Here is a 22,551-nt window from a genome sequence, read left to right as displayed (position 1 = left end):
GCCGGGCCGGTTGCGGACGACCAGGGTCCCGCGTGCGTCGTGACTTCCGTCACGGACCTGTGTGCGTCATCATGATCCACCGTCAGCCGTTTGCCGTTCACGAAGAGGTGAGGCGCATGGCCCGGTTCCGCATGGGTGAGGGTGTCCTCCGCCGCAAACCCATCGAACGCATCGAGGAGACGGAGAGCGGCGGGGGCCTGGTGCGCTCGCTGGGGCTGTGGCAGCTCACCGCGATCGGCGTCGGCGGCATCATCGGGGCCGGGATCTTCACGCTGGCCGGGACGGTCGCCAACGGCACGGCGGGCCCGGCGGTCCTCGTCTCCTTCCTTATCGCCGGTGTCGCGAGCGCGGCGGCGGCCCTGTCGTACGCGGAGTTCGCCGGGCTGATCCCGAAGGCGGGCTCCGCCTACACCTACGGGTACGCGGTCCTGGGTGAGCTGGTGGGCTGGCTCATCGGGTGGGACCTGCTCCTGGAGTACACGGCGATCGTGGCGGTGGTCGCGATCGGCATCTCGGGCTACTTCAGCTTCCTGGTCGGCGAGATGGGCGCCGACCTGCCCAACTGGATGCTGGGGGCGCCCGGCACCGGGGACGGGCACAAGGTCGACCTGTTCGCGGCCGTGCTGTGCCTGCTGATCGCGTACCTGCTGACGCTGGGCATCAGGAACGCGGCCCGCTTCGAGATGGTCGTGGTCGTGCTGAAGGTGCTGGTGGTGCTGCTGGTGATCGGGGTGGGCGTCTTCCACATCACCAGCTCGAACTACCACCCGTTCTTCCCGTTCGGGGTCGGCGGGGCGTTCACCGGTGCGGCGACGGTGTTCTTCGCGGTCTTCGGGTACGACGCGATGTCGACGGCGGCCGAGGAGTCGAAGGACGCCCAGCGGCACATGCCGAAGGCGATCATCTACTCGCTGATCATCTCGATGGTGCTGTACGTGGCGGCCTGCCTGGTGCTGACCGGCATGCAGAACTACACGGAGATCGACCCGGAGAGCGGCTTCTCGACGGCGTTCAAGTCGGTCGGGCTCGGCTCGCTGGCCGACATCATCGCGGTGGGCGCCATCATCGGCATCCTCACGGTGATGTTCACCTTCATGCTCGGCGTCACCCGCGTGTGGTTCTCGATGTCCCGCGACGGGCTGCTGCCCAAGTGGTTCGCCAAGACCCATCCGACGCGGCACGTGCCGACGCGGGTCACCTGGATCGTCGGGGTCGCCTCCGCCCTGATCGCCGGGTTCCTGCCGATCGGGGAGGCGGCGGAGCTGACCAACATCGGCATCCTGCTGGCGTTCGTGGTGGTGTGCGCGGCGGTGGTCGTGCTGCGCTACCGGCAGCCGGACCTGCCGCGCACCTTCCGTACCCCGTGGATGCCGTTCGTGCCGGCGCTGGGCATCGTCTTCTCGATCTGGCTGATCACCTTCCTGCAGTGGCAGACCTGGGTGCGGTTCGCCGTGTGGTTCGCGGTCGGCCTGGTGATCTACTTCGCGTACTCGTACCGGAAGTCGGAGCTGGCGCGGCGTTAGCTCGTTCTTCATCTTGTGGCGCACCGTGAAGGACGAGCTGCCCAACGGCCCGGCCCTGCTCGGTTCCGCCACGGCGTCTGTCGAGACGGTGAAGGGTCTTCACCGGGTTCCACGGCAGGCCCGTCGCCCGGTCGCGAGCGGTCCGGGCCTGCCGCGGTCGGTTCACCTACCGGGTGCCGCGCCGGATGTGCTGACCTGTTTCGGAAGGTCCAGCAACGTCCGCATGTCCTGCCGGGCCCGGTCGCTCGCGCTCGGCGGGACGGCCTGCACGGCGCCCGACGCGCGGCTGCCCGCCGGTCGGGGCGCCACCACGCAGTTCGACTTGCCGGACTCGTAGACGCCGTTGACGGCGGTCACGCAGAACTCGTAGTTCCACACGCCGGGGAACAGGAACCCGATCCCCTTGCTCGTGCCCTCGACGATGTCCTCGTCTGCCTTGGAGGTACCGCCGTCGTGGTCGTCGCCGTTGATATTGCGGACCCACACGCGGTAACCGGCGGCCGCGTTCGACCCCTTCCAGTTCAACTGGACAGTCGTCGCGTCGGTGGAGGTGACCCGCAGGTCCGTCGGCGCGGGCGGGGTGCCGGCGCCGACGGTGACCGGGCGGGCCAAGCCGGGCAGGCCGCCGCCGGCCGCGTTCCAGGTCGCCACCGCTACGAGGTAGTGGTGCCCGGGTTTGAGGCCGTCGACGTGCGCGACCGTGCCGCGCGCCCCGGTGCTGGTGAGGAAGGCGCCGGGAGTGTCCTTGTCGTACAGGACGATCTCGTAGCGGTCGATGGTGTCGGTGTACGGGCCCGTCGGCGGGGTCCAGGCAACGTCGACACCGGTGGCGCTGGGCCGGCTGGCGATGCTGGTCGGGGGTGGTGCGGTCTTCGGGTGGGCGGTGGCGCCGACCGTGGCGGACCATCCCGAGGTGGTCTCGGTGCAGCCGCGTGGATCATGTGGGTCCGTGTTCCAGCGGCAGCCCATGTTGGCCCGCACCTGGTATTCCCAGCCGATGCCGTCGACGGTCCAGGTGGTGTCGGTCCGGTTGCTGAAGGCTCTCCCCTGGCTCCACGCCGTCTGACCGGCGATCCGCGAACGTACGTCGTAGTCGACGGCTCCGTACACCGGGTCCCAGGTCACCGTGACTCCGCGCGCGTTGGACACCGCTCGTACGTTCGTGGGAAAAGCCGGAGTGAGTCGTGCGGGCACGGTGGCGGGCACGTCCATGTCCCTGGCGCCGAAGGCGTAATCCTGGTGCAGGACCTGTGCGAAGGCCGCGGCGAGTTCGTATTCCCCGTGTTCGTTGGGGTGCAGGCCGTCATATCCGGAGGGGCAGTTCGTCGGAGAGCAGGAGTATCGGGCCGCCCAGTCGACGAGATTGATGTTGGAGATCGGGTCGTCCGCTTGCCAGGTCGCCATGGACTGCGGAAGGAGGCTGTTGTAGTGGTCGGTCTTGGCGATGAGGTCGTCCCGGCCGCCGATCTTCGTGCGCTGCGGTACGTTCGCCAGTGCGAAGTCGACACTCGGATGGGCGTCGCGGGCCTGCGCGACGATCTGCCCGACGTCGCTCAACGTGCCGTGTTCGTCGCTGACGAACCAGCCCATGTCGTTGAAACCGATCGCGAGCAGGATCAGGTCGGGCCGGTAGGTCGCGACCTGCTGCCGGATGTCCTGCTTGACCTGCGCGGCCTGGCGGCCCCAGTGTGCGTAGTGGTCGCTGTCGAAGGCGATGTCGGTCGGCGGTCCGGACCCGGGGTTCTGGGGTTCGCTGACGTCGGGGGCGTAGCCGCCCGACGTGCGGAGGCCCTGACTGGGCGGCGCCTCCTCCGGAAGCCGCGGGGGTGTGGGCGGGGCCGGCTGGTCGGGGGTGAACGTGCCGGAGTACGGCCCGACGAAGTCAACGGCGACCTTCTCGCTCCGCAGCCACTGCCACAGCCGGTAGCGCCAGGTGAAGTCGCCCTGCCGGCCTTGCGTGATGGAATCGCCGACGACCATCACCCGGTGGACCGGGGCGAGGATCCAGTGGCTGCCTCCCCCCTCGTCGGCCGCCGCCCGCGTCCGGGCCCCGGGCCGATCGCAGTCTCGCCACTGGCTCCGGCCCGAGAAGCTCACCTGCTGAAGGGTATAGGTCAGGTACAGGCAGTTGTCGGGTTTGAAGGCGGACCTGATCTCGACGTCCCGCCCGGCGCCGGGTACATCCGCGTCGACGATGGTCATCTTCTGCTCCGGTGGTACCTGATCGCGCGCCGCGACGCACGGCGCCGTCCGCATGGCACCGCTCTCCACGAAGATCATGCAGCCGATGTCCGGATCGACGTTGGCGATCTGCGCGCTGTTGTCCTCCGGGTCGTAGTTGTGGAAGCGCCAGTTCTCCGCGCCGTGCCGATCGTCGTCGATGACCGCGTCCGCCGCCGGGCTCGGTATCTGCACCGTGGCGCCCACGCCGGGTGGCACGTCGGTCGCGGTGATCTGATAGTCGGTCGCCGCGGCGGCCATCACCGACCTGAAACCCACGGGTGTGTGGTCCGCGCCGCCGGGGTTGTCCAGGCGCGCCGGAGCGAGGATGCCGGACAGGTCGCCGGAGGTGACCATGTAGTCCCATTCACCGCCGCTCACGTGCGTGGCGAGGCCGGTTCCGGCCGCGACACCGATGCGGTTGCCGGTGCTGTCGCGCGGCATCGCCTGTGTCAGGTTGACCGGATCCCGGTTGAAGTCGCCGAGCGCGACCCAGCTGTCTCCGCCCACCGCGGTTTCGATGTTCCTCAGCAGCCCCGGCGCGTCACTGCCGTGGCTGCGGGACAGCGCGTGCAGGGTGAACACCCAGGTCGTGCCGAACCTCACCCCGAACGTTGCCCGGCCGTCCGGGAGACCTGACGGAACGATCCGCACCTCCCGTGGAACGCGGTCGGTCACTATCGCAAGGTTCACGCGGTGCCCGTTCGGGTCTGTCTCCATGAAGTACACGTAGCGGTATGTGTCTGATGAGGGGAGCCGCCAGAGGGTCTCGGTCACCCGTGAGCCACCGGACTGGGCGACGGTGGAATTGCCCTGCCCCACTGGGCGGGAACCCGCCTCCTGTAGTGCCACGATGTTGTGCGCGAACATGGTTGAGGACGGTCTGCCGTTCGTCAGCGCGGTGACGCCTGTCGACCATTTGCTGGTAATTGAGTCGGTACCTCCCTGCATGTTCCAGGTGGCCATGCTGAGGTTCGTGATGTCCTGCGGAGCGGCGCTCGCCTCCCGCGGTTGGCTGATGAATGCCGCCATCAGTACGCTGCACGCCAACATCGTGATCATGCCGCGGAGCGTTCGGGATCTTCGCGGGCGGAGTTCCGTCCCGGGTCTGCGATGCCGGACTTCGTTCGTTCTCATGAGCTCCCTCAAGGTGACGTGGCATGGCCGTCGCCGCACGAACCGCTGCCGTGGCGGTCCTCCCGCACGCCCTGCCAGGCGTCGCCCCCTTCCGCGTCGGGCTGGCCGACCCGGCCGGCGCCGAGGTCCGCCTCGTAGGGCACCGGCCCCGCCGCGCGGGTGCCACTCGGCCGCGGCGGCGATCCCGGAACCGCCGATACGGAGCACCCTGCCGGTCGGCAGGGGAACGGCACGTCCGACAGCCACCGCCGCCCCCGAGCACAGCGGCCGGAGAGAACGCTACAGACGCCACGAGCGGCCGTCGTCACCATGCAGAGCCACTTCGGACGTAGCTCGCACGGGGGACAAACCCTTCCCTCGCCAGGGCCGGCGGAGGTCTGCGGCGAGTGGCCGAGCGGTCCGCCGCCTCGGGGTAGAACAAGGTCAGAGGGTGCGCAGGAACCCGGTGACGATGTCCGTGAAGGCCTCGGGCTGCTCCATGTTCGGGTAGTGCGCGACGCCGTCGACGACGACGGAACGGCCGTTTCGGACCGTGCGGGCGAGCCGTTCCGCCTCGGCGATCAACTCGGGCGCGTCCAGGGCGCCGTTGACGGTGAGGACCGGCACGTCGATCTTCGGTACCCGGGCCCAGGTGTCGGTCAGGGGCACGTGGTGGTTCACCTCGTCCGGGGTGTGCTTGGAGAGGGTGCCGAGGGCCATCTCGCGCACCCGGCGCAGCACGTCGGGGTCGACGTCGTCGAGGGTGCGGTGCTCCCCCGGCACGAAGCGCAGGAACGCCGTGAGCCAGCCCTCGACGTCCCCGGCGCCCAGTGCGGCGGCCTGCTCCGCCTGCACCCCGCGCACCCAGGCGTCGGTGTACTCGAACTCGCTGGTGGACGCCCCGCAGGCCACCACCGCGCGGACCAGTTCCGGATGTTCGAGGACCGTGTCGGTGGCGATGGCCCCGCCCATGGACACGCCGACGAGCACCGCGGGTCCGGCGTCGAGGTGGCGGAGCAGGGCGGCCAGGTCGTCCGCCCAGCGGAATGGCCGGGTCGCGTTGGCGGAGGCGCCGTGTCCGCGGACGTCGGGTGCGATCACGCGGTACTCGCGGGCCAGGGCGGGGATCTGGGCGTCGAACACGCGGTGGTCGGTGAAGCCGGAGTGCAGCAGGACGACCGGGTCGCCCGCGCCGGTGTCGCGGTAGGCGAGATCGCCGTCGTCGGAGGCGAAGAAGCGGAGGTCCGAGGCGGTAGTCATGACAACCAAGGTGTCATGTTGACTCTCGTTTTGGCAACCTGGGTGTCATGATGGCGACGTGAACGACATCGACGCACCCCTCCCCCCGGACGCGCTCGCCCGGCGCCTCGCCGAGGTCTACGACCTGGTCGGCCCCCTCTACCGGCGCGCTCAGCGCGGCGTCGAGCAGGGTCTGGCCGCCGACGGTCTGTCCGTGGGCGTCCGCGCCGTGCTGACGATGCTGCGACGCGGCGGCCCGATGACCGTGCCGCAGATGGGCCGGGCGCAGGCGATCAGCCGTCAGTTCGTCCAGCGGATGGTCAACGAGGCCGCGGCCCTGAACCTGGTGGAGAGCATCCCGAACCCGGCGCACCGCCGGTCGTCGCTGATCCAGCTGACCGCCCGGGGCCGGACCGCGATCGACGGCGTCCTCGACCGGGAGCACCGCCTGCTGAGCGAGGTCGGCCCGGACCTCACGGACGCCGACGTCACCGCCTGTCTGCGCGTGCTCGGGGCCATGCTGACGGCCCTGGACCACGTGGCGGACGCGTGACCTACTCGCCCATCACCAGCCCGTCCTCGGCGGCGCCCCGGCTGAGTACCACGTCGCGGATGCGGTCGCGCACGGCGCGCAGGTCGGCGCCCTCGTCGATCGCCCGGTTGAGGTTGACCACCCGGCCGGCGTCGACGTCGAACAGCTGCGGGACGAACTCGGCCTTCGTCACCTTCCAGCGCTCACCGGCCCGTTCGGGCGGGGCGAAGGTGAAGCGGCCGATGGACGACTGGTTGCCGCGCGGGTCGCGGGCCCCCGTGTCGTTGACCATCTCGCCCGCGATCTGGTCCCCCATGCCGTAGACCACCCAGGTGCCGTTGACCTTCTCGTAGGCCTGCGGGACGTGGGCGTGGGTGCCGAGGATCAGGTCGATGTCGGGGCGGTCGCCGGTGCGTGCGGCGGTCAGGCTCCGGGCCAGGGCCACCTGGTCCCCGTCGGGCTCGTCCTGCCACTCGGTGCCCCAGTGCAGCGACACGACGACGACGTCGGCGCCGGCCTTCCGGGCGGCCCGCGCGTCCTCGACGACGCGGGCCTCGTCGATCAGGCCGACCGCCCAGGGCTGGTCCGCGGGCAGCGGGTGGCCGTTGGTGTGGAGGGTGTAGGCGAGGTGGGCCACCTGGGCCCGGCCCGCGCGCAGCACCGTCGCGAGGTCCGCCTCGGCCTCGGTGCGCGCCGTCCCGGCGTGCCGGACGCCCGCGCGGTCGAGGGCGTCCAGGGTGCGGCGGATGCCGTCCGCGCCGTCGTCGACGCTGTGGTTGGAGGCGGTGGAGCAGCCGTCGTAGCCGGTGGCGGCCAGCGCCTTCGCCACCTCGGGCGGGGACTTGAAGAGCGGGTAGCCGCTGTAGTCGCCGTTCGCGCCGTAGACGGTCTCCATGTGGCACAGGGCGAGGTCGGCCCGCGCGACGACGGGCCGGGCGCCAGCCAGCATGGGGCGGAAGTCGTGGCCGGTGCCGCCCGCGTCGAAGCGGGCCCGCTCGATGATCGAGTCGTGCGGGAGCACGTCCCCGGAGGCGACCAGTGTGAACACACCGGTGTCCGCGGCGGACGGGGCCGGCGCCGGCGGTTTCGGCGGTTCGTGGTCGCGGGCCTGGCAGGCCGCGCCCGCGGTGAGGAGGGCGGTCAGGGCCAGGGCCACCTGCCGACTGCGTGTGATCATCCGTTCACTCCGCTGGGTCGCACACACCGATGAAAAGTCACATTTACTTACAAACAGATACAGAGGCGCGGCTTGTCACAGGCGGCTCCGACACGCCCATTAGCCCGTCCGGCGGGTGCGAACGGGGTGCCCGGACCGCGCACGCCGACCTCGCGCCGACCGTTCGTCGAACCGTTCGTCGACGCGATCGACCGCCCGTCGCACACCCGTGCGTGCGCCCTGTCCCCGCGCGGCCCCGTGCGGTGCCATACGGCCATGACGGCCGGAATCACCCTGACGGACACGGCGAACGGGACGACCGCCGAGCACGAGCTCGCCGCACTGCAACGCGAGCACGGCCGGCCGCTCTTCGCGCTGCTGCTGCGGCTCAGCGACGGCGACCGGCAGCGTGCCGAGGACCTGGTGCAGGAGACCCTGGTCCGGGCCTGGCAGCACCCCGAGGCGCTGCGCGCCGACGACTTCGACTCCGTTCGGCCGTGGCTGCTCACCGTGGCCCGGCGGCTCGCGATCGACGCGCGCCGCGCCCGCCAGGCGCGCCCCGCGGAGGTCGGCGACGCCGTACTGGAGAACGCCCGCGTCTGCGCGGACCACGCCGAGCGGGCCACCGCGGCCCTCGATGTGCGCGAGGCTGTGAAGACACTCACTCCGGAGCACCGTGAAGTCCTGGTGCTGGTGTACTTCCAGGGGGCGAGTGTGGCGGAAGCCGCGGCCGCCCTCGGCATCCCACCCGGTACCGTGAAGTCCCGCGCATACTACGCGCTGCGCGCCATGCGCAGGGTGCTACCGGGATACGCCGCCGACCTGCGGTGAAACCGGCCCTATGGTCAAACCTCCGTAAAGCGCCTTGCCCAGGACCCCGGTTGAGCAGTCGGCTGTCCTCATCCGTGTTCCGGACGGGGGTCCATGACCCGGGTCGGGCGACGCGCACGCACCGGAGGAAGGCAGGAAGGGATGCTGCACAGAGGTCAAGAGAGCACGGACGGCACCGGAGGGGGCGAACTCAGCGTTCCCATGGCGTGGTTGTACGCCGAGTACATCGCCGACGAACTGCTGCGGACCGGCGACCTGATGCCGCCGACGTCCTTCGAGTTCCGCGCCGGTCGCGACGCGCTGGCGCTCACCGTCTTCCTGTCCGACACGGAGAACGAGCTGAGCGGCATCCGGATCGTCACCCACCTGGAGACCTGGCTGTCCCTGACCGCCTACGACCAGCCCTGGCACGAGTGGGTGCACGGGCGGCTGGCCGAGGTCACGGCCGAGGCGGTCGCCGCCGGACGCCACTCGCCGGACCTGGAGCTGGCCCGGGCCGCCTGGCGCTGGCTCCAGGACACCGAACTGCTCGCGCCGGACCTGAACGCGGTCCCGGGCGGGGCGGCGGTGACCGGAGAGGACGAGGGGCCGAAGGTGTGGACGCCCGCCTGGCAGCTCGGGCTGCCGCTGGGACACCTCGCCATCCACCTGTTCTAGGGCCTGTCTGACAATTCCTGCCTGCCTCGCGACGCCATGCACGCACTCTCGCCGCACCGGGCGCAGAGCCAAGTACATCCAGTACGACGCTCTACGCCCGGCACGCCGAGAGCACGCACCTGACGCCGCGAGGCCGCCCTTCGGGCGACGGCGGGAATTGTCAGACAGGCCCTAGCCGCCTCGGCCGGACTCGCGGACCTTTCCCGAAGGAGGGACCAATCCACGCCCCGGGCCGCTCCGAACACCTCGGTCGCGATTGCGCGGTGACTTGAGTGATTCCGCTGTCCGGTGCGTACGGGTGGGAGCAAGGAGTAACCCCACCCGCACCCAACGGTACGAGGATTCGGCATGAGGTCCCTGGAAAGGCATCGTGACGTCGGCGCCTACGCGCTCGGTGTGCTGGACGAGGCGGAGGCCTTCCGTTTCGAGGACCACCTCATGGAATGCCCCCGGTGCACGGCCCAGGTGACCGAGTTCGGCCCCGCCGCCCGCCAGTTGATGCTGTACCGGCAGGCGACACCCCGTGTCGTCCACCCGCTGGCCGGGCCGGGCCCACGGCTGCTGGACCGGCTGCTGTCCGCGGTGGCCACCCGCCGGCGGGCCGGCCGCAGGCGGGTGCTGTACGCCGTGGCCGCCGCCGTCGTGTGCGCCGTGGCCGGGCCCGGCGCCGTGCTGTACGCGAGCCAGGGCGACCCGGCGGCGCCGGTCACCGCGACCGACGCCCGGTCCGGGGTGTGGGCGCGGATCACGGCCGAGGACGAGACCTGGGGGACGGACGTGCGCCTCGAGGTCAAGGACGGGGCCGGGCCGCGCTCGTGCCGGCTCGTCGCCGTCGGCCGGAACGGGTCCGAGCAGACGGTCACCAGCTGGATGGTCCCCCGGCACGACGTCCGGCCGCACACCATGCGCGGCGGTGCCGCGCTGCATCCCGGCCAGATCGACCGCTACGAGGTGCGCACGGCGGACGGCGAGCGCCTGGTGACGCTGCCGACCGGATGACCGCCGCCCCGGCGACCTCCCGCCACCGCGTTGGCGCCGCTACTTCAGCAGCCGGGACATCCTGCGGTCCGCCAGCGGTTTGCCGCCGGTCTGGCAGGTCGGGCAGTACTGGAGCGAGGAGTCGCTGAAGGAGACCTCGCGGACGGTGTCGCCGCACACCGGGCAGGGCTCCCCGGTGCGGCCGTGGACCCGCAGCCCGCTCTTCTTCTCGGCCTTCAGGCGTCCGGCGGCGATGCCCCGGGAGCGCTCCACGGCCCCGGTGAGCGTGTCGCGCAGCGCCGCGTACAGCCGGGCGGTCTCCTCGTCGGTGAGGGAGGCGGCCAGTTTGAACGGCGACATCTTCGCGGCGTGCAGGATCTCGTCGCTGTACGCGTTGCCCACGCCCGCGATCAGGCTCTGGTCGCGCAGGGCGCCCTTGAGCTGCCGCCGCTCCCCGTCGAGGAGGGCGGCGAAGCGTGCCTCGTCGAAGTCGTCGGCGAGCGGGTCGGGGCCGAGCCTGGCCACGCCCGGCACCTGTCGCGGGTCGGCCACGACGTACACCGCGAGCCGCTTCTGCGTGCCCGCCTCCGTCAGGTCGAAGCCCGCGCCGGTCTCCAGGGCGACCCGCAGCGCGAGCGGGCCCTTGCCGGGTCTGGGCATGCCGCTGGGCAGGCTGTCCTTCCAGTGCAGCCAGCCGGCCCGGGCCAGGTGGGTCACCAGGTACGGGCCGCCGGCCGTCTCGACGCCGAGGAACTTGCCGTAGCGGTGCACGGCCGCCACCCGGTGCCCCTCCAACGCCGTGAGCGGGGGGTCGTACGTCTTCAGGACGCTGATCGCCACGGGCAGGACCCGGACGATCTCGCGGTCGGTGAGGTGCTCGGTCAGGAAGTCGCGGAGCGCCTCGACCTCGGGCAGTTCTGGCATACGACCAGAGTGCCACCGGACACCGACAGTGCGGGCGGGATTCAGCCCGCGCCGTGCGCCACCTCGAACTGGGCCCACACGACCTTGCCCCCGCCGCGTGCCTCCACGCCCCACGCGTCGGCGAGCGTGTCGACCAGGAGCAGGCCCCGCCCGGACACCCCGTCGTCCCCGGCCTCCCGGCGGCGCGGCAGGGCGCTGGAGGTGTCCTCGACCTCGACGCGCAGCCGCCGCTCGGTTCCGGTGAGCAGCCGCAGGGTCACGATCGCGGAGCCCTCGGTGTGCATGAGGGCGTTGGTCATCAGCTCGTCGGCGACCAGTTCGATCTCGTCGCTCTGTGCCCTGGCGCCCCAGGACCGGACCGCGGTGCGGATCATGTGCCGGGCCTCGGTGAGGCCCTCGGGGTCGCCCGGGGAGACGTGCTGCTGGACACGGCCGAAGGTCCGGGGGGCGCCCAGGCCGTGGCGGCGCAGCACCAGGAGCGCCACGTCGTCGTCGCCGCGCCGCTCGTCGACCACGTCGATCAGCCGGTCGGCCAGGTCCCGCACGTCCTGCGGCCCGGAGGTGATCAGCGCCGTGAGGACGTCCATGCCCTCGTCGAGGTCGGCGCCGGGCTGCTCGACCAGGCCGTCGGTGCACAGCAGCAGGGTGTTGCCCGGGTCCAGCTCCAGGGTGGCGACCGGGTAGGCCAGGCGCCCGAACTCGGCGGACAGGCCGAGCGGCAGCCCGCCCTCGACGCGCACCAGGCGGCAGGTGCCGTCGCCGAAGCGCAGCAGCGGGTCGATGTGTCCGGCGCGGACCACCTGGACCACGCCGGTGCCCAGGTCGGCCTCCGCGTACAGGCAGGTCGCGAAGCGGTCGGTGTCCAGCTCGTGCAGGAAGACGGAGGCCCGTGCCATCACCGTGGCCGGGGGGTGGCCCTCGGCGGCGTAGGCGCGCAGCACGATGCGCAGCTGGCCCATGACGGCGGCGGCGTGCGTGTCGTGGCCCTGGACGTCGCCGATGACGGCGCCGACGCGTCCGCCGGGCAGCGGGATCAGGTCGTACCAGTCGCCGCCGATGTCCCGGCCGAGGGCGCCCCCGATGGAGGCCGCGCGGTAGCGGACGGCGACGTCGCAGCCGGGCACGCTGGGGATGGTGCGCGGCAGCATGGCCTGCTGGAGGCCCTCGGCGAGGTCCATCTCCTGCTCGTAGAGCATGGCCCGCTGGAGGCTCTGCGCGATGCCGCTGCCGAGCGCGACCAGGACGTTGCGGTCCTCCGGGGAGAAGCCGTGCCGGTCGCTGTAGAGCAGTCCGATGGCACCGATGGGCCGGGCCTGGGCGATCAGCGGCAGGTAGGCGGCCGCGGTGATGTCGAGGTGGGTGATGTCCTGCCACAGCCGGGGGTAGCGCTCCGCGAACTCCTCCGGCGACTCGATGAAGCGGGGGCTGAGGGTCCGCACGGCCTCGCTCATCGGGTAGGGCTCGTCGATCCGGGTGACGCGGGTCCCGGGGATGAAGCTGTTCTCGGGGCCGTCGGCGACCAGCCGGATGCGGCCGGCCTCGACCAGGCCCATCACCAGGCTGGTGGCGCCCAGCCGGGTGAGTCCGTGGGTGTCGCGCAGCACGTCGATGACGTCGTCCACGGTGCGGGCGTGCGCGAGGGCGGCCGTGGCGAGCTGGACGACGTTGGTGAGCCGGCGGCGCGCCTCGTCCTGTGCGGCCTGCTCCCGGTTGGCCGCGATGTCGGCCATCTCCTGGGTGGCGTCGCGGACGATGCCGATGATCCGGCGGGGGCGGCCGGTCTCGTCCCGGCGGATGTAGCCCTGGGTGTGGGTCCAGCGCAGGGTGCCGTCGCGGCGGCGCAGCCGGAAGTAGGTGCCGTAGTTCTCGCTGCCGTCCTTCATGGCCCGGGCGACGATGGTGTCCATGCGGCGGCTCTCCGCCGTGGGCACGCGCAGCGCCAGCGACTCGGGGCGCCCGTCGTACTCCTCCGGGCGCAGGTCGAACACCTCGTGGGCCTGGGCGTCCATGTGGAACAGTCCGGCGTCCAGGTCCCAGTCGAAACTGCCCATGCGGTTGAGCGCCAGGATCGGGTCCGGGTGGGCGGGCCAGTCGTCCGGGAGTGACGGGGCGCTCGCTCCCCGATCAGACATGAACCCCACCTTGCCAGGATTTGTCGGAATCTTCGACTCCTGGTGCGCCGGACCGTGCCCGGGAGGGCCGGTGGCCGGGCGGGGTACACGGAGCGGGTACGAGAGGAGCCCCGGCCGTGGAGTGGTTCACCGCACCCGACTACTGGCTGGCCCGGCTGGTCTTCCAGCGGGCGCTGGCCGTCGTGTACCTGGTCGCGTTCCTGACGGCCGCCCTGCAGTTCCGGGCGCTGCTGGGCGAGCGCGGTCTGACGCCCGTACCCCGCTTCGTCGAGCGGGTGCCGTTTCGGCGGGCGCCCAGCCTGTTCCAGTGGCGCTACTCGGACCGGCTCTTCGCGGGCTGCGCCTGGGCGGGCTGTGCGGTGTCGGCGGCGCTGGTGGCCGGGCTGGACTCGCTGCTGCCGCTGTGGGGAGCGATGCTGCTGTGGCTGGTGCCGTGGGCGCTGTATCTCTCGATCGTCAACGTCGGACAGACCTGGTACTCCTTCGGCTGGGAGTCGCTGCTCCTGGAGACCGGCTTCGTCGCCGTGTTCCTGGGCAACGAGGAGGTGGCACCGCCGGTCGTGGTGCTGTTCCTGCTGCGCTGGCTGCTGTTCCGGGTGGAGTTCGGGGCGGGGCTGATCAAGATGCGCGGCGACGCGTGCTGGCGGAACCTGACCTGCCTGCACCACCACCACGAGACCCAGCCGATGCCCGGCCCGCTTAGCTGGTTCTTCCACCACCTCCCTGGGCCCCTGCACCGCGTCGAGGTCGCCGCGAACCACGTCACGCAGCTGGTGGTGCCGTTCCTCCTGTTCGCCCCGCACCCCGTGTCCACGGCCGCCGCCGCGCTGATGATCGCGACCCAGCTGTGGCTGGTGCTCTCGGGCAACTTCTCCTGGCTCAACTGGATCACCATCGTGCTGGCCCTGTCGGTGATCCGCTTCCCGGCCGATCCGCCGTCCACCGCCGCCGCCCCGCTCTGGTACGAGATCGTGGTGCTGGCGGTGGCGGCGCTGCTGGTGTTCCTGAGTCACCGGCCGGTGCGCAACATGATCTCCCGCCGCCAGGTGATGAACCGCTCCTTCGACTCGCTCCACCTGGTCAACACCTACGGCGCCTTCGGCTCCGTCAGCCGGGTCCGGTACGAGGTGGTGGTCGAGGGCACCGCCGACGAGGTGGCCAGGAAGGACGGCGACTGGCGCGCGTACGAGTTCAAGGGCAAGCCCGGTGACCCACACCGCTGGCCGCGCCAGTTCGCGCCGTACCACCTGCGCCTGGACTGGCTGATGTGGTTCGCCGCGCTGTCGCCCTCCTACGCCGGAGCGTGGTTCGGCACGTTCGTGGAACGGCTGCTGGAGAACGACCCCGCCACGTTGCGGCTGCTGCGCAGCTCACCGTTCCCGCCCGACGCGCCGCCGCGCTTCGTGCGCGCCCGGCTGTTCCGCTACCGGTACACGACCTGGCGCGAGCTGCGGGAGACGGGCGCGTGCTGGGAGCGGACGTATGTGCGGGAGTACCTGCCGCCGACCCGGCTCACCGGGAAGCGGTGAGCCGGGCCGGTCGCAGGCGCGGGCGCTAGGCGCGCTTCAGCCGCAGGGTCATCAGCTGGAACGGCCGCAGGCTCACGGCGATCCGGTCGCCGTCCGCCCGGGGGGCCTCCGCGTCCGCCAGCGGGCGTTCCAGCAGGTCGGTCACCTGCACGTCCGTGACCGCGAACCCCGTGGTGAGGGTGGCGCGGGCCCGGCCGCCGTGGGCCTCGTGGAAGCGGACCACGACGTCGCCGCTGCCGTCGTCGGCGAGCTTGACGGCCGTGACGACGACCGCGTCCCGGTCCACCGTGACGAGCGGCGCGACCTCCCCGGCGCCGCCCGTCACCCGTCGCTCGGGCAGGTTGATCCGCCAGCCCTCGCGCACCGCGTCCCCGATGCCCGCGCCGGGCACCAGCGCGTGCCGAAAGCGGTGCACGCCCTGGTCGGTCTCGGGGTCGGGGAAGCGCGGGGCGCGCAGGAGGGAGACCCGCACGGTGGTGGTCGTACCGGCGTCGCCGTCGGTGCGGACGGTGCGGGTGACGTCGTGGCCGTACGTCGAGTCGTTGACGACGGCGACGCCCCAGCCGGGCTCCTCCAGGTGCACGAAGCGGTGGTTGCAGGCCTCGAACTTGGCCGCCTCCCAGCTGGTGTTGGTGTGGGTGGGCCGGTGGAAGTGCCCGAACTGGGTCTCCGAGGCGTACCGTTCGGCGTGCACGTCGAGCGGGAAGGCGAGCTTGAGGAACTTCTCCGTCTCGTGCCAGTCGACCTCGGTGTCCACCTCCAGCCGCCGCTCCCCCGGCGCCAGGGTCAGCACCTGGGTGACGCGGGAGGAGCCGAAGGAGCGGACGATCCGCACCGAGGCGCCGTCGTCGCCGGGGACGACCTCGTCGGCGTCGGTGAGGTCGGTGACCGTGTTGCGGTAGAACTCGTCGACGTCCCAGGCGTCCCACATGTTCGGGAAGTCCGGGTGGAGCTGGAGCAGGTTGCCCGCCCCGCCCGGCGCGATCGTCTCGCGGTCGGCGGCGAGGTCGTACGCCGACACCACGAGCCCCCGGTCGTCGATCTCGACGCGCAGCAGGCCGTTGTCCAGGACGTGGCCGCCGCCGGGACGGGGAGCGAGGTCGGTACGGCCGTCGATGGCCGGGGACGCGGCGGCGCCCGCCGGGACCCCGGCCCGCGCGTGCGGGGCGGAGTTGAACACCAGCGGGGTGTCGCCCTCACCGGCCAGGGCGCGCTGGGCGGCGTCGATGATCGCGTCCAGTTCGGCGGCGACCCGGTCGTAGGTCGCGCGGGCCTCGCGGTGCACCCAGGCGATGGAGGAGCCGGGCAGGATGTCGTGGAACTGGTGCAGCAGGACCGTCTTCCAGATGCGGTCCAGGTCGTCGTACGGGTAGGGGAACCCGGCGCGCACGGCCGCCGTCGCCGCCCACAGCTCGGCCTCGCGCAGGAGGTGTTCGCTGCGGCGGTTGCCCTGCTTGGTCTTGGCCTGGCTGGTGAGGGTGGCGCGGTGCAGTTCGAGGTACAGCTCGCCGACCCAGACGGGCGGCGCGGGGTTCTCGGCCTCGGCCTTCTCGAAGAAGGCGTGCGGGGTCTCCCACTCCACGGTGGCGGAGCCTTCGAGGTTGTGCAGCCGGGCCGCCTTGGCGACCATCTCGCGGGTGGTGCCGCCGCCGCCGTCGCCCCAGCCGGTGGGGGCGAGGGAGTGCCGGGCGACACCCTTGTCCTTGAAGTTCCTCGCCGCGTGGGCGATCTCGCTGCCCTTCATCGAGCAGTTGTAGGTGTCGACGGGCGGGAAGTGGGTGAAGATCCGGGTGCCGTCGATGCCCTCCCAGCGGAAGGTGTGGTGCGGGAACTTGTTCGTCTGCGACCAGGAGATCTTCTGCGTCAGCAGGTACTTGGCCCCGGCCGCCTTGATGATCTGCGGGAGGCCCGCCGCGAAGCCGAAGGTGTCCGGCAGCCACGCCTCGTCGTTCTCGACGCCGAACTCGTCGAGGAAGAACCGCTTGCCGTGCACGAACTGCCGGGCCATCGCCTCCGAGCCGGGCATGTTGGTGTCCGACTCCACCCACATGCCGCCGGCCGGCACGAACCGCCCGTCGGCCACGGCCTTCTTGACCCGCGCCCACACCTCGGGCCGGTGGTCGCGCACCCACGCCCACTGCTGGGCCTGGGACATGGCGAAGACGAAGTCCGGCTCGTCCTCCAGGAGGGCGGTCATGTTGGAGGTGGTGCGGGCCACCTTGCGCACGGTCTCGCGCAGCGGCCACAGCCACGCCGAGTCGATGTGCGCGTGCCCGACGGCGCTGATGCGGTGCGCGGAGGGGACGGCGGGGGCGGCCAGCACCTCGGTGAGGCGGGAACGCGCCTGCTGAGCCGTGCCGTTGACGTCCTGGAGGTCGATGGCGTCCAGTGCCTTGTCGACGGCGCGCAGGATCTCCCAGCGGCGCGGCGAGTCCACGGGCAGCTCGGCCATCAGCTCGCCGAGCACCTCCAGGTCGAGCACCAGGTTCCACACCGTCTCGTCGAGGACGGCGAGGTCCATACGGGTCAGGGTGTACTGCGGTTCGCTGCCCGCGGTGTCCTTGTCGCCGAGCTGAGTGGGCACGAAGGGGTGGTAGTCGAGGATGACGGGGTTGGAGGCCGCCTCGACGTGCAGGCGGACCTCCTCGCCGCCCTCGACGGGCGCGCCGATCCGCACCCACTGGTTGCGCGGGTTGAGGCCCTTCACGGGGGTGCCGTCGGGGCGGTAGACCAGGCCCTCGCACTGGAAGCCGGGCATGTTCTCGTCGAAGCCGAGGTCGAGGACCGCCTCGACGGTCTTCCCGGCCCACTCCTTCGGCACGGTGCCGGTGACGCGGAACCAGCTGGTGCCCCAGGGCGCGCCCCAGCGGGCGCCGACCTCGATGGGCCGCGGTTCGGCCGCGAGTCCCTCCTCGACCGGGACGGGCTCGCCGGGTGCGTTCCAGACCGCCACGTCCAGCGGCACGGACTCGGGGTAGAGGGCGGGGCGGACGCGCTCGTCGAGGACGCGCTTGAGGCGGGCTTCGACCAGGCTGCGGTCGTCATGCATGCGGGTGCTCCGGGGTTGGGGGCGGGTGGTTGCCGGGGTGGGTAGCGGTGGCGGGGGCCGACGTCAGGTACAGCTCCCCAGCGGCGCGCGCTTCGAATCGTGCGGCGCCCTCGTTCCGCCGCGCGGGACGATCACGGGACGGGCACCTGGTCGGGGGTGACGACCTCGGTGATGCCGCGGGCCGCGAGGTGTGTGCCGTCGGCGGCGCGGGTGTCGAGGACGGTGGTGGGGCGGGCGCCGTCGGCGACCAGCCGGAAGAAGGCGTCGAAGACGGCACCGCCGGGCGCGCAGGCCGAACGTGCGGCGGGGTCGGCCGGAACGGCGAGGGCGGTGGTGCGCGGGGCCGGGGCGGGGCGGGTGCCCGCGCGGGCCGCACGTGCCGCGCTCGCCAGGACCCGCGCCGTGTCCTTGGGGCGGCGGTCGTTGGTGAGGAGCCCGAGCCCGTACTCCAGCTCCGGGAAGTCGGCCAGCGCCCGGGACACGTCGTGCGAGCACCACCAGGTGACGCCCCACAGGTCGGGGCAGTCCAGGGCGTTCTCGACGGTCGCCTCGGTGAAGGCGGCGGCGTGCTCGGCGGGGACGAGGGGGGCGGGGGCGCCGACCTCCTGGAGCCAGACCGGGCGGCGCGGGTCGTCGGCCCAGGCCTTGCTCAGCTCGATCAGGTAGGCGGCGTGGTGCTCGCTGGGCACGGAGGTGCGGCCGTGGCGCTGGGCGGTGCCGTTGAAGACCCAGGAGTGCACCGCGGTGACGGCGCCCCGGCGGGCGGCCTGGGCCGGGGTGAAAGGCTGGTCGTCCTGGTACCAGGTGGCGTCGTACTCGGCGTGCAGGTGCATCCGGCCCGGGGCGCCCTCCTCGCAGGCGGCCAGCATCCGCTCCAGCCAGGCGTCGATCTGGTCGCTGGTGGCGCGGTCCGGGTCGGGGTGGGGTCCGGCGGAGAACTGGTTGACCTCGTTGCCGAGGGTCATGCCGAGGAAGTTGGACCGCCCGGCGAGGGCGGCGGCGAGGGTGCGCAGATAGGCGGCCTGGCCCTCGACGACGTCCGGGTCGGTGAACAGGTTGCGCCGGTGCCAGGTGCGGGTCCAGGCCGGCACGTAGTCGAAGCTGCTCAGGTGGCCCTGGAGGCCGTCCACGTTGACGTCGAGGCCGCGTTCGCCGGCCGCGTCGACCAGCGCGACCAGGTCCTCGACCGCGCGTTCGCGGATCAGGGAGCGGTTGGGCTGGAAGTAGGGCCACAGCGGGAAGACGCGGACGTGGTCCACGTCCAGGGCGGCGATGGAGTCCAGGTCGGCGCGTACGGAGTCGAGGTCGAAGTCGAGCCAGTGGTGGAACCACCCCTCGCTCGGGGTGTAGTTGACGCCGAAGCGCACGGCAGAAGGCATGCGGTGTCCTTGTGAGGGGAAGCGGGTGGTTCAGCCCTTGACGGCGCCCTCGCCCACGCCGCGGAAGAAGTACCGCTGGAGGCAGGCGAAGAGGACGATGAGCGGCGCCACGGCGATGATGGTGCCCGCGGCGACCAGGCGTTCGTCGTTGGCGAAGGTGCCGTGCAGGTAGTTCAGGCCGATGGTCAGGGTGAACTTGGACGGGTCGCTCAGCACGATCAGGGGCCACAGGAAGTCGTCCCAGGCGCCCATGAAGGCGAAGATCGCGACGACGGCGAGGGTGCCCTTCACCGCGGGCAGCGCGATCCGGTAGAACCGCTGCCAGACGTTGGCGCCGTCGACGAAGGCGGCCTCCTCGATCTCGTAGGGGAGGTTGAGGAAGGCGTTGCGCATCAGCAGCACGTTCAGGGCGCTGACGCAGCCCGGCAGCACCACGCCGATCAGGGTGTTGTTGAGGCCCAGCTCCCGCATGGTGGTGAACTGGGCGATGATGATGCCCTCCACCGGCACGAGCATGGCCAGGATGAAGACCAGGGTGGCGACGCGTCGGCCGCGGTAGCGCAGCCGGGCCAGGGCGTATCCGGCGAGGGCGGCGCCGACGCAGTTGGTGACGACGTTGGCCGCGGCGACCTTCAGCGAGTTCAGGGCGTAGTCCCACACCGGGATGGTGTCGGCGACCCGCTCGTAGTTGTGCAGGGTGGGATCGGAGGGCAGGAACTTCGGCGGGGAGCTGAAGATGTCCTCGGTGGGGCCCTTGAGCGAGGTCGACAGCTGCCACAGGAACGGCCCGATGGTCAGGGCCAGGACGCCGAGCAGCAGCAGGTAGCGCAGGGCCAGTTCCCAGCCGCGTACCCGGCGGCCGTGCTCGTCGGTGATCCGGGGTTCGCGTTGCCGGGTGCGGGAGGTGGCCCGGGGCTTGTCGGCGGGCCGGGTCTTCTCGGCGAGGCTCACGACTCCTCCTTCCGGTCGGCGCGCAGGACGAGCAGCATCAGGACGACGGTGACGACGAAGACGACGACGGAGATGGCCGAGGCGTAGCCGACCCGGCCGGTGAGGCCGGTGCCGGTGCGCTGGACCAGCATCACCAGGGTGGTGTCCTCGCCGGCCGGGCCGCCGCTGGGGCCCGCCATCAGGTACACCTCGGAGAAGACCTTGAAGGCGGCGACCGAGGAGAGCGCCGCGACCAGGACCATGGTGGAGCGGACCGCGGGCACTGTGACGGTGAGGAAGCGGCGGACCGCGCCCGCGCCGTCCACGGCGGCGGCCTCGTGCAGCTCGCGGGGCACGTTGGCCAGCGCCGCCAGGTAAATGATCATGTAGTAGCCGAGGCCCTTCCAGACCGTGACGCCCATCGCGCTGAGCAGGATCAGCCACTGGTCGCTGAGGAAGCCGACCGGACTGGCGCCGAGTGTCTCCAGCACTGAGTTGACCAGGCCGCGCTCGTCGAGGAGCCAGACCCAGATCAGCCCGACGACGACGATCGAGGCGACGACCGGGGTGTAGAAGGCCGAGCGGAAGAAGGTGATGCCGGGGATGTTCTTCTGCACCAGCAGCGCGAGCAGCAGCGGCAGCAGCACCAGCGCGGGGACGACCCCGAGGACGTACAGGGAGCTGTTGCGCAGGCCGATCCAGAACATGTCGTCGTGGAGCAGCTCGCGGAAGTTGGCGAGGCCCACGAACTCGCCCGGCACCAGCGTGCGGCGGTCGGTGAAGGAGTTGACGAGGGTGGAGACGAAGGGGTACAGGATGAACGCGCCGGTGATCAGCAGACCGGGGGCGGCGAACAGCCAGGGGCTCGCGGGCAGTTGGCGCCGCACGCGCCGGGTGCCGCCCTTGCGGGCGTCCGGGGTGCCGGTGGTGAGGGTGGGACTCGCCATGATGCCTCAGCCCTGCTGCTGAAGGAGCCGGTCGCACGCCTTGACAGCGTTGTCGAGGGCTTCCTCGGGGCTCTGCTTGCCCTGGAGCGCCTTGGCGACCTCGTTGCGCAGCTCGGTCTTCATCTGCTCGCTGAACAGCACGGGCGTGTAGTTGACGGCCGTCTTCAGCGACTTGGCGGCGGCGATCCGGACGCGGGTCTCGTCGGTGCCGTCCTCCTTGGTGAAGTACGGGTCGTCCAGCGAACCGGCGGTGCTCGGGAAGATGGCGACCTGCTTGGCGAAGGACATCTGGTGGGCCGCGTCGGTGACGTAGTGCGCGAAGGCGACCGCGGCGGGCTTGCGCTGGCTCTGCGCGTTGACCATCAGGCCCATCACGTACATGTTGACGTGGCCGGTGCTGGTGATCTGGTCGGTGATGCCGATGTTCTTGTACAGGTTCGGCGCCTGCTTCTTGAAGTTGGCGAGGTCGAGCGCGCTGCCCGGGTTCATGGCGACGGCTCCGGTGAGGAACTTCTTGCCGGAGGACTCGGGGGTGGCGGTCAGCGCCTGCGGGTCGAGGGCCTTGGCGTCGTACAGCTCCTTGTAGCGGGTGAGGAGCTGCACGCCCTTGGCGTCGTTGAACGCGAAGGCGGTGCCCTCCTTGTTCATGAGCGGTACGCCGTAGCGGCCGAAGTCCTCGATGGTGGGCACGTTGGCGAGCGTGGCGACCTCGCCGTCGGTCTTGTCGGCGATCTTCAGGGCGGCGTCGAAGACCTCGTCGTACGTCTTCGGCGGCTGCTCGGGGTCGAGTCCGGCCTTCTCGAAGAGGGACTTGTTGTAGAAGAGCGGGCCGGTGTTGAGGTACCAGGGGAAGGCGTAGGTGCCGTCCATGCCCGGTATCCGATGGCTGGCCCAGGCCCCTTCCAGGTACTCCTTCTCGTACTGGCCGGCGGCCTTGTCCAGGTCGAGGGCGAGGCCCGCCTTGGCCAGCGGGGCAACGAGGTCCGGGGAGACGTTGACGACGTCGGGCAGGGTGCCGCCGGCGGCGTCGGCGCTGATCTTGTCGGCGTAGCCCTCGCCGGGCTGGTCGACCCACTTGACGTGGGTGCCGGGGTACTTCTTCTCGAAGTCGGTGATCAGGCCCTCGAAGTAGTCCTTGAAGTTGGCCCGCAGGTTCCAGGTCTGGAAGGTGATGTCGCCCTCGACCTTGCCGGAGGCGTCGGTCGAGCCCCCGCCGTCGCCCCCGGAACCGCAGGCGCTGAGCGGCAGGACGAGGGCGGCGACGGCGGCGACGGCGAATGTTCTGCGCGAGGTGGGCACGGTGACACGTCTCCCTGAAGGACGTCGGCGGTGGGATGCCAGCGACCATGCACGGCGAATCCGGAGAAAGTCAATGGATTCACGCCAACTAAAGTCGCCGGTGCGACATT

16 protein-coding genes are annotated in these 22,551 nt (G+C 71.4%); 6 read left to right on the top strand and 10 right to left on the bottom strand.

Annotation, left to right across the window (positions count from 1 at the left end):
• Positions 1-116: 116 nt before the first annotated feature.
• Positions 117-1,523 carry an amino acid permease gene (locus ACGH52_RS34310; RefSeq protein WP_059296996.1) on the top strand — a complete coding sequence of 469 codons (1,407 nt, stop codon included), beginning with the start codon at positions 117-119 and terminating at the stop codon, positions 1,521-1,523.
• Between the two features lie 162 nt (positions 1,524-1,685).
• On the opposite strand, the gene ACGH52_RS34305 is transcribed toward ACGH52_RS34310, so the two are convergent.
• Both ACGH52_RS34305 and ACGH52_RS34300 read right to left on the bottom strand, forming a co-directional pair.
• Positions 1,686-4,805 carry a fibronectin type III domain-containing protein gene (locus tag ACGH52_RS34305; protein ID WP_399945097.1) on the bottom strand — a complete coding sequence of 1,040 codons (3,120 nt, stop codon included), beginning with the start codon at positions 4,803-4,805 and terminating at the stop codon, positions 1,686-1,688.
• Positions 4,806-5,303: 498 nt separating this feature from the next.
• A complete protein-coding gene (locus tag ACGH52_RS34300; protein WP_399945094.1) occupies positions 5,304-6,119 on the bottom strand; it encodes an alpha/beta fold hydrolase in 816 nt (271 codons plus the stop codon).
• Positions 6,120-6,177: 58 nt separating this feature from the next.
• Here ACGH52_RS34300 and ACGH52_RS34295 point away from each other — a divergent pair, with 58 nt between their 5' ends.
• Positions 6,178-6,651: a MarR family winged helix-turn-helix transcriptional regulator gene (locus ACGH52_RS34295; protein ID WP_399945091.1), complete on the top strand. Its 474-nt coding sequence runs from the start codon at positions 6,178-6,180 to the stop codon at positions 6,649-6,651.
• A gap of 1 nt (position 6,652) precedes the next feature.
• On the opposite strand, the gene ACGH52_RS34290 is transcribed toward ACGH52_RS34295, so the two are convergent.
• A complete protein-coding gene (locus tag ACGH52_RS34290; protein ID WP_076977569.1) occupies positions 6,653-7,807 on the bottom strand; it encodes a CapA family protein in 1,155 nt (384 codons plus the stop codon).
• A gap of 255 nt (positions 7,808-8,062) precedes the next feature.
• Between ACGH52_RS34290 and ACGH52_RS34285 the strand changes: the two genes are divergently transcribed.
• The 3 genes from ACGH52_RS34285 (at position 8,063) to ACGH52_RS34275 (ending at position 10,273) form a co-directional block, all read left to right on the top strand.
• Positions 8,063-8,617: a sigma-70 family RNA polymerase sigma factor gene (locus ACGH52_RS34285; protein WP_059297222.1), complete on the top strand. Its 555-nt coding sequence runs from the start codon at positions 8,063-8,065 to the stop codon at positions 8,615-8,617.
• A 141-nt stretch (positions 8,618-8,758) separates the two neighbouring features.
• Positions 8,759-9,274, top strand: coding sequence for a hypothetical protein (locus ACGH52_RS34280; protein WP_399945087.1), 516 nt, complete (start codon positions 8,759-8,761; stop codon positions 9,272-9,274).
• 348 nt (positions 9,275-9,622) lie between these two features.
• Positions 9,623-10,273, top strand: coding sequence for a zf-HC2 domain-containing protein (locus ACGH52_RS34275; RefSeq protein WP_076977568.1), 651 nt, complete (start codon positions 9,623-9,625; stop codon positions 10,271-10,273).
• Between the two features lie 39 nt (positions 10,274-10,312).
• On the opposite strand, the gene ACGH52_RS34270 is transcribed toward ACGH52_RS34275, so the two are convergent.
• Together ACGH52_RS34270 and ACGH52_RS34265 are read right to left on the bottom strand one after the other, a co-directional pair.
• Complete coding sequence (locus ACGH52_RS34270; protein ID WP_076977567.1) at positions 10,313-11,176, bottom strand: Fpg/Nei family DNA glycosylase; 864 nt, start codon at positions 11,174-11,176, stop codon at positions 10,313-10,315.
• A gap of 41 nt (positions 11,177-11,217) precedes the next feature.
• Positions 11,218-13,308 (bottom strand): SpoIIE family protein phosphatase, encoded by a 2,091-nt coding sequence (locus ACGH52_RS34265; RefSeq protein WP_076977566.1) that lies wholly within the window; start codon positions 13,306-13,308, stop codon positions 11,218-11,220.
• Positions 13,309-13,424: 116 nt separating this feature from the next.
• Here ACGH52_RS34265 and ACGH52_RS34260 point away from each other — a divergent pair, with 116 nt between their 5' ends.
• A complete protein-coding gene (locus ACGH52_RS34260) occupies positions 13,425-14,837 on the top strand; it encodes a lipase maturation factor family protein (protein ID WP_076977565.1) in 1,413 nt (470 codons plus the stop codon).
• 25 nt (positions 14,838-14,862) lie between these two features.
• Here the strand turns inward: ACGH52_RS34260 and ACGH52_RS34255 are convergent, their stop codons facing one another.
• The 5 genes from ACGH52_RS34255 to ACGH52_RS34235 all read right to left on the bottom strand — a co-directional run bounded on the left by ACGH52_RS34255 (position 14,863) and on the right by ACGH52_RS34235 (position 22,441).
• Positions 14,863-17,886: an alpha-mannosidase gene (locus tag ACGH52_RS34255; protein WP_399945082.1), complete on the bottom strand. Its 3,024-nt coding sequence runs from the start codon at positions 17,884-17,886 to the stop codon at positions 14,863-14,865.
• Positions 17,887-18,017: 131 nt separating this feature from the next.
• Positions 18,018-19,265, bottom strand: a complete 1,248-nt coding sequence (locus tag ACGH52_RS34250; protein ID WP_399945079.1) for a glycosyl hydrolase — start codon at positions 19,263-19,265, stop codon at positions 18,018-18,020.
• A 30-nt stretch (positions 19,266-19,295) separates the two neighbouring features.
• Positions 19,296-20,216, bottom strand: coding sequence for a carbohydrate ABC transporter permease (locus tag ACGH52_RS34245; RefSeq protein WP_059297007.1), 921 nt, complete (start codon positions 20,214-20,216; stop codon positions 19,296-19,298).
• On the bottom strand, positions 20,213-21,142 hold the full coding sequence (locus ACGH52_RS34240) for a carbohydrate ABC transporter permease (protein ID WP_059297008.1): 930 nt from the start codon (positions 21,140-21,142) through the stop codon (positions 20,213-20,215). Before ACGH52_RS34240 ends, ACGH52_RS34245 begins: the two co-directional genes overlap by 4 nt.
• 6 nt (positions 21,143-21,148) lie before the next feature.
• A complete protein-coding gene (locus tag ACGH52_RS34235) occupies positions 21,149-22,441 on the bottom strand; it encodes a sugar ABC transporter substrate-binding protein (RefSeq protein WP_121700982.1) in 1,293 nt (430 codons plus the stop codon).
• Positions 22,442-22,551: the final 110 nt, after the last annotated feature.

Origin of the sequence: Streptomyces sp. BBFR25 (assembly GCF_044590125.1) — a bacterium.
Classification (GTDB): domain Bacteria; phylum Actinomycetota; class Actinomycetes; order Streptomycetales; family Streptomycetaceae; genus Streptomyces; species Streptomyces canus_D.
The sequence above is the reverse complement of the archived record's forward strand: the minus strand, read 5'-3'. Positions and strand labels throughout refer to the sequence as shown.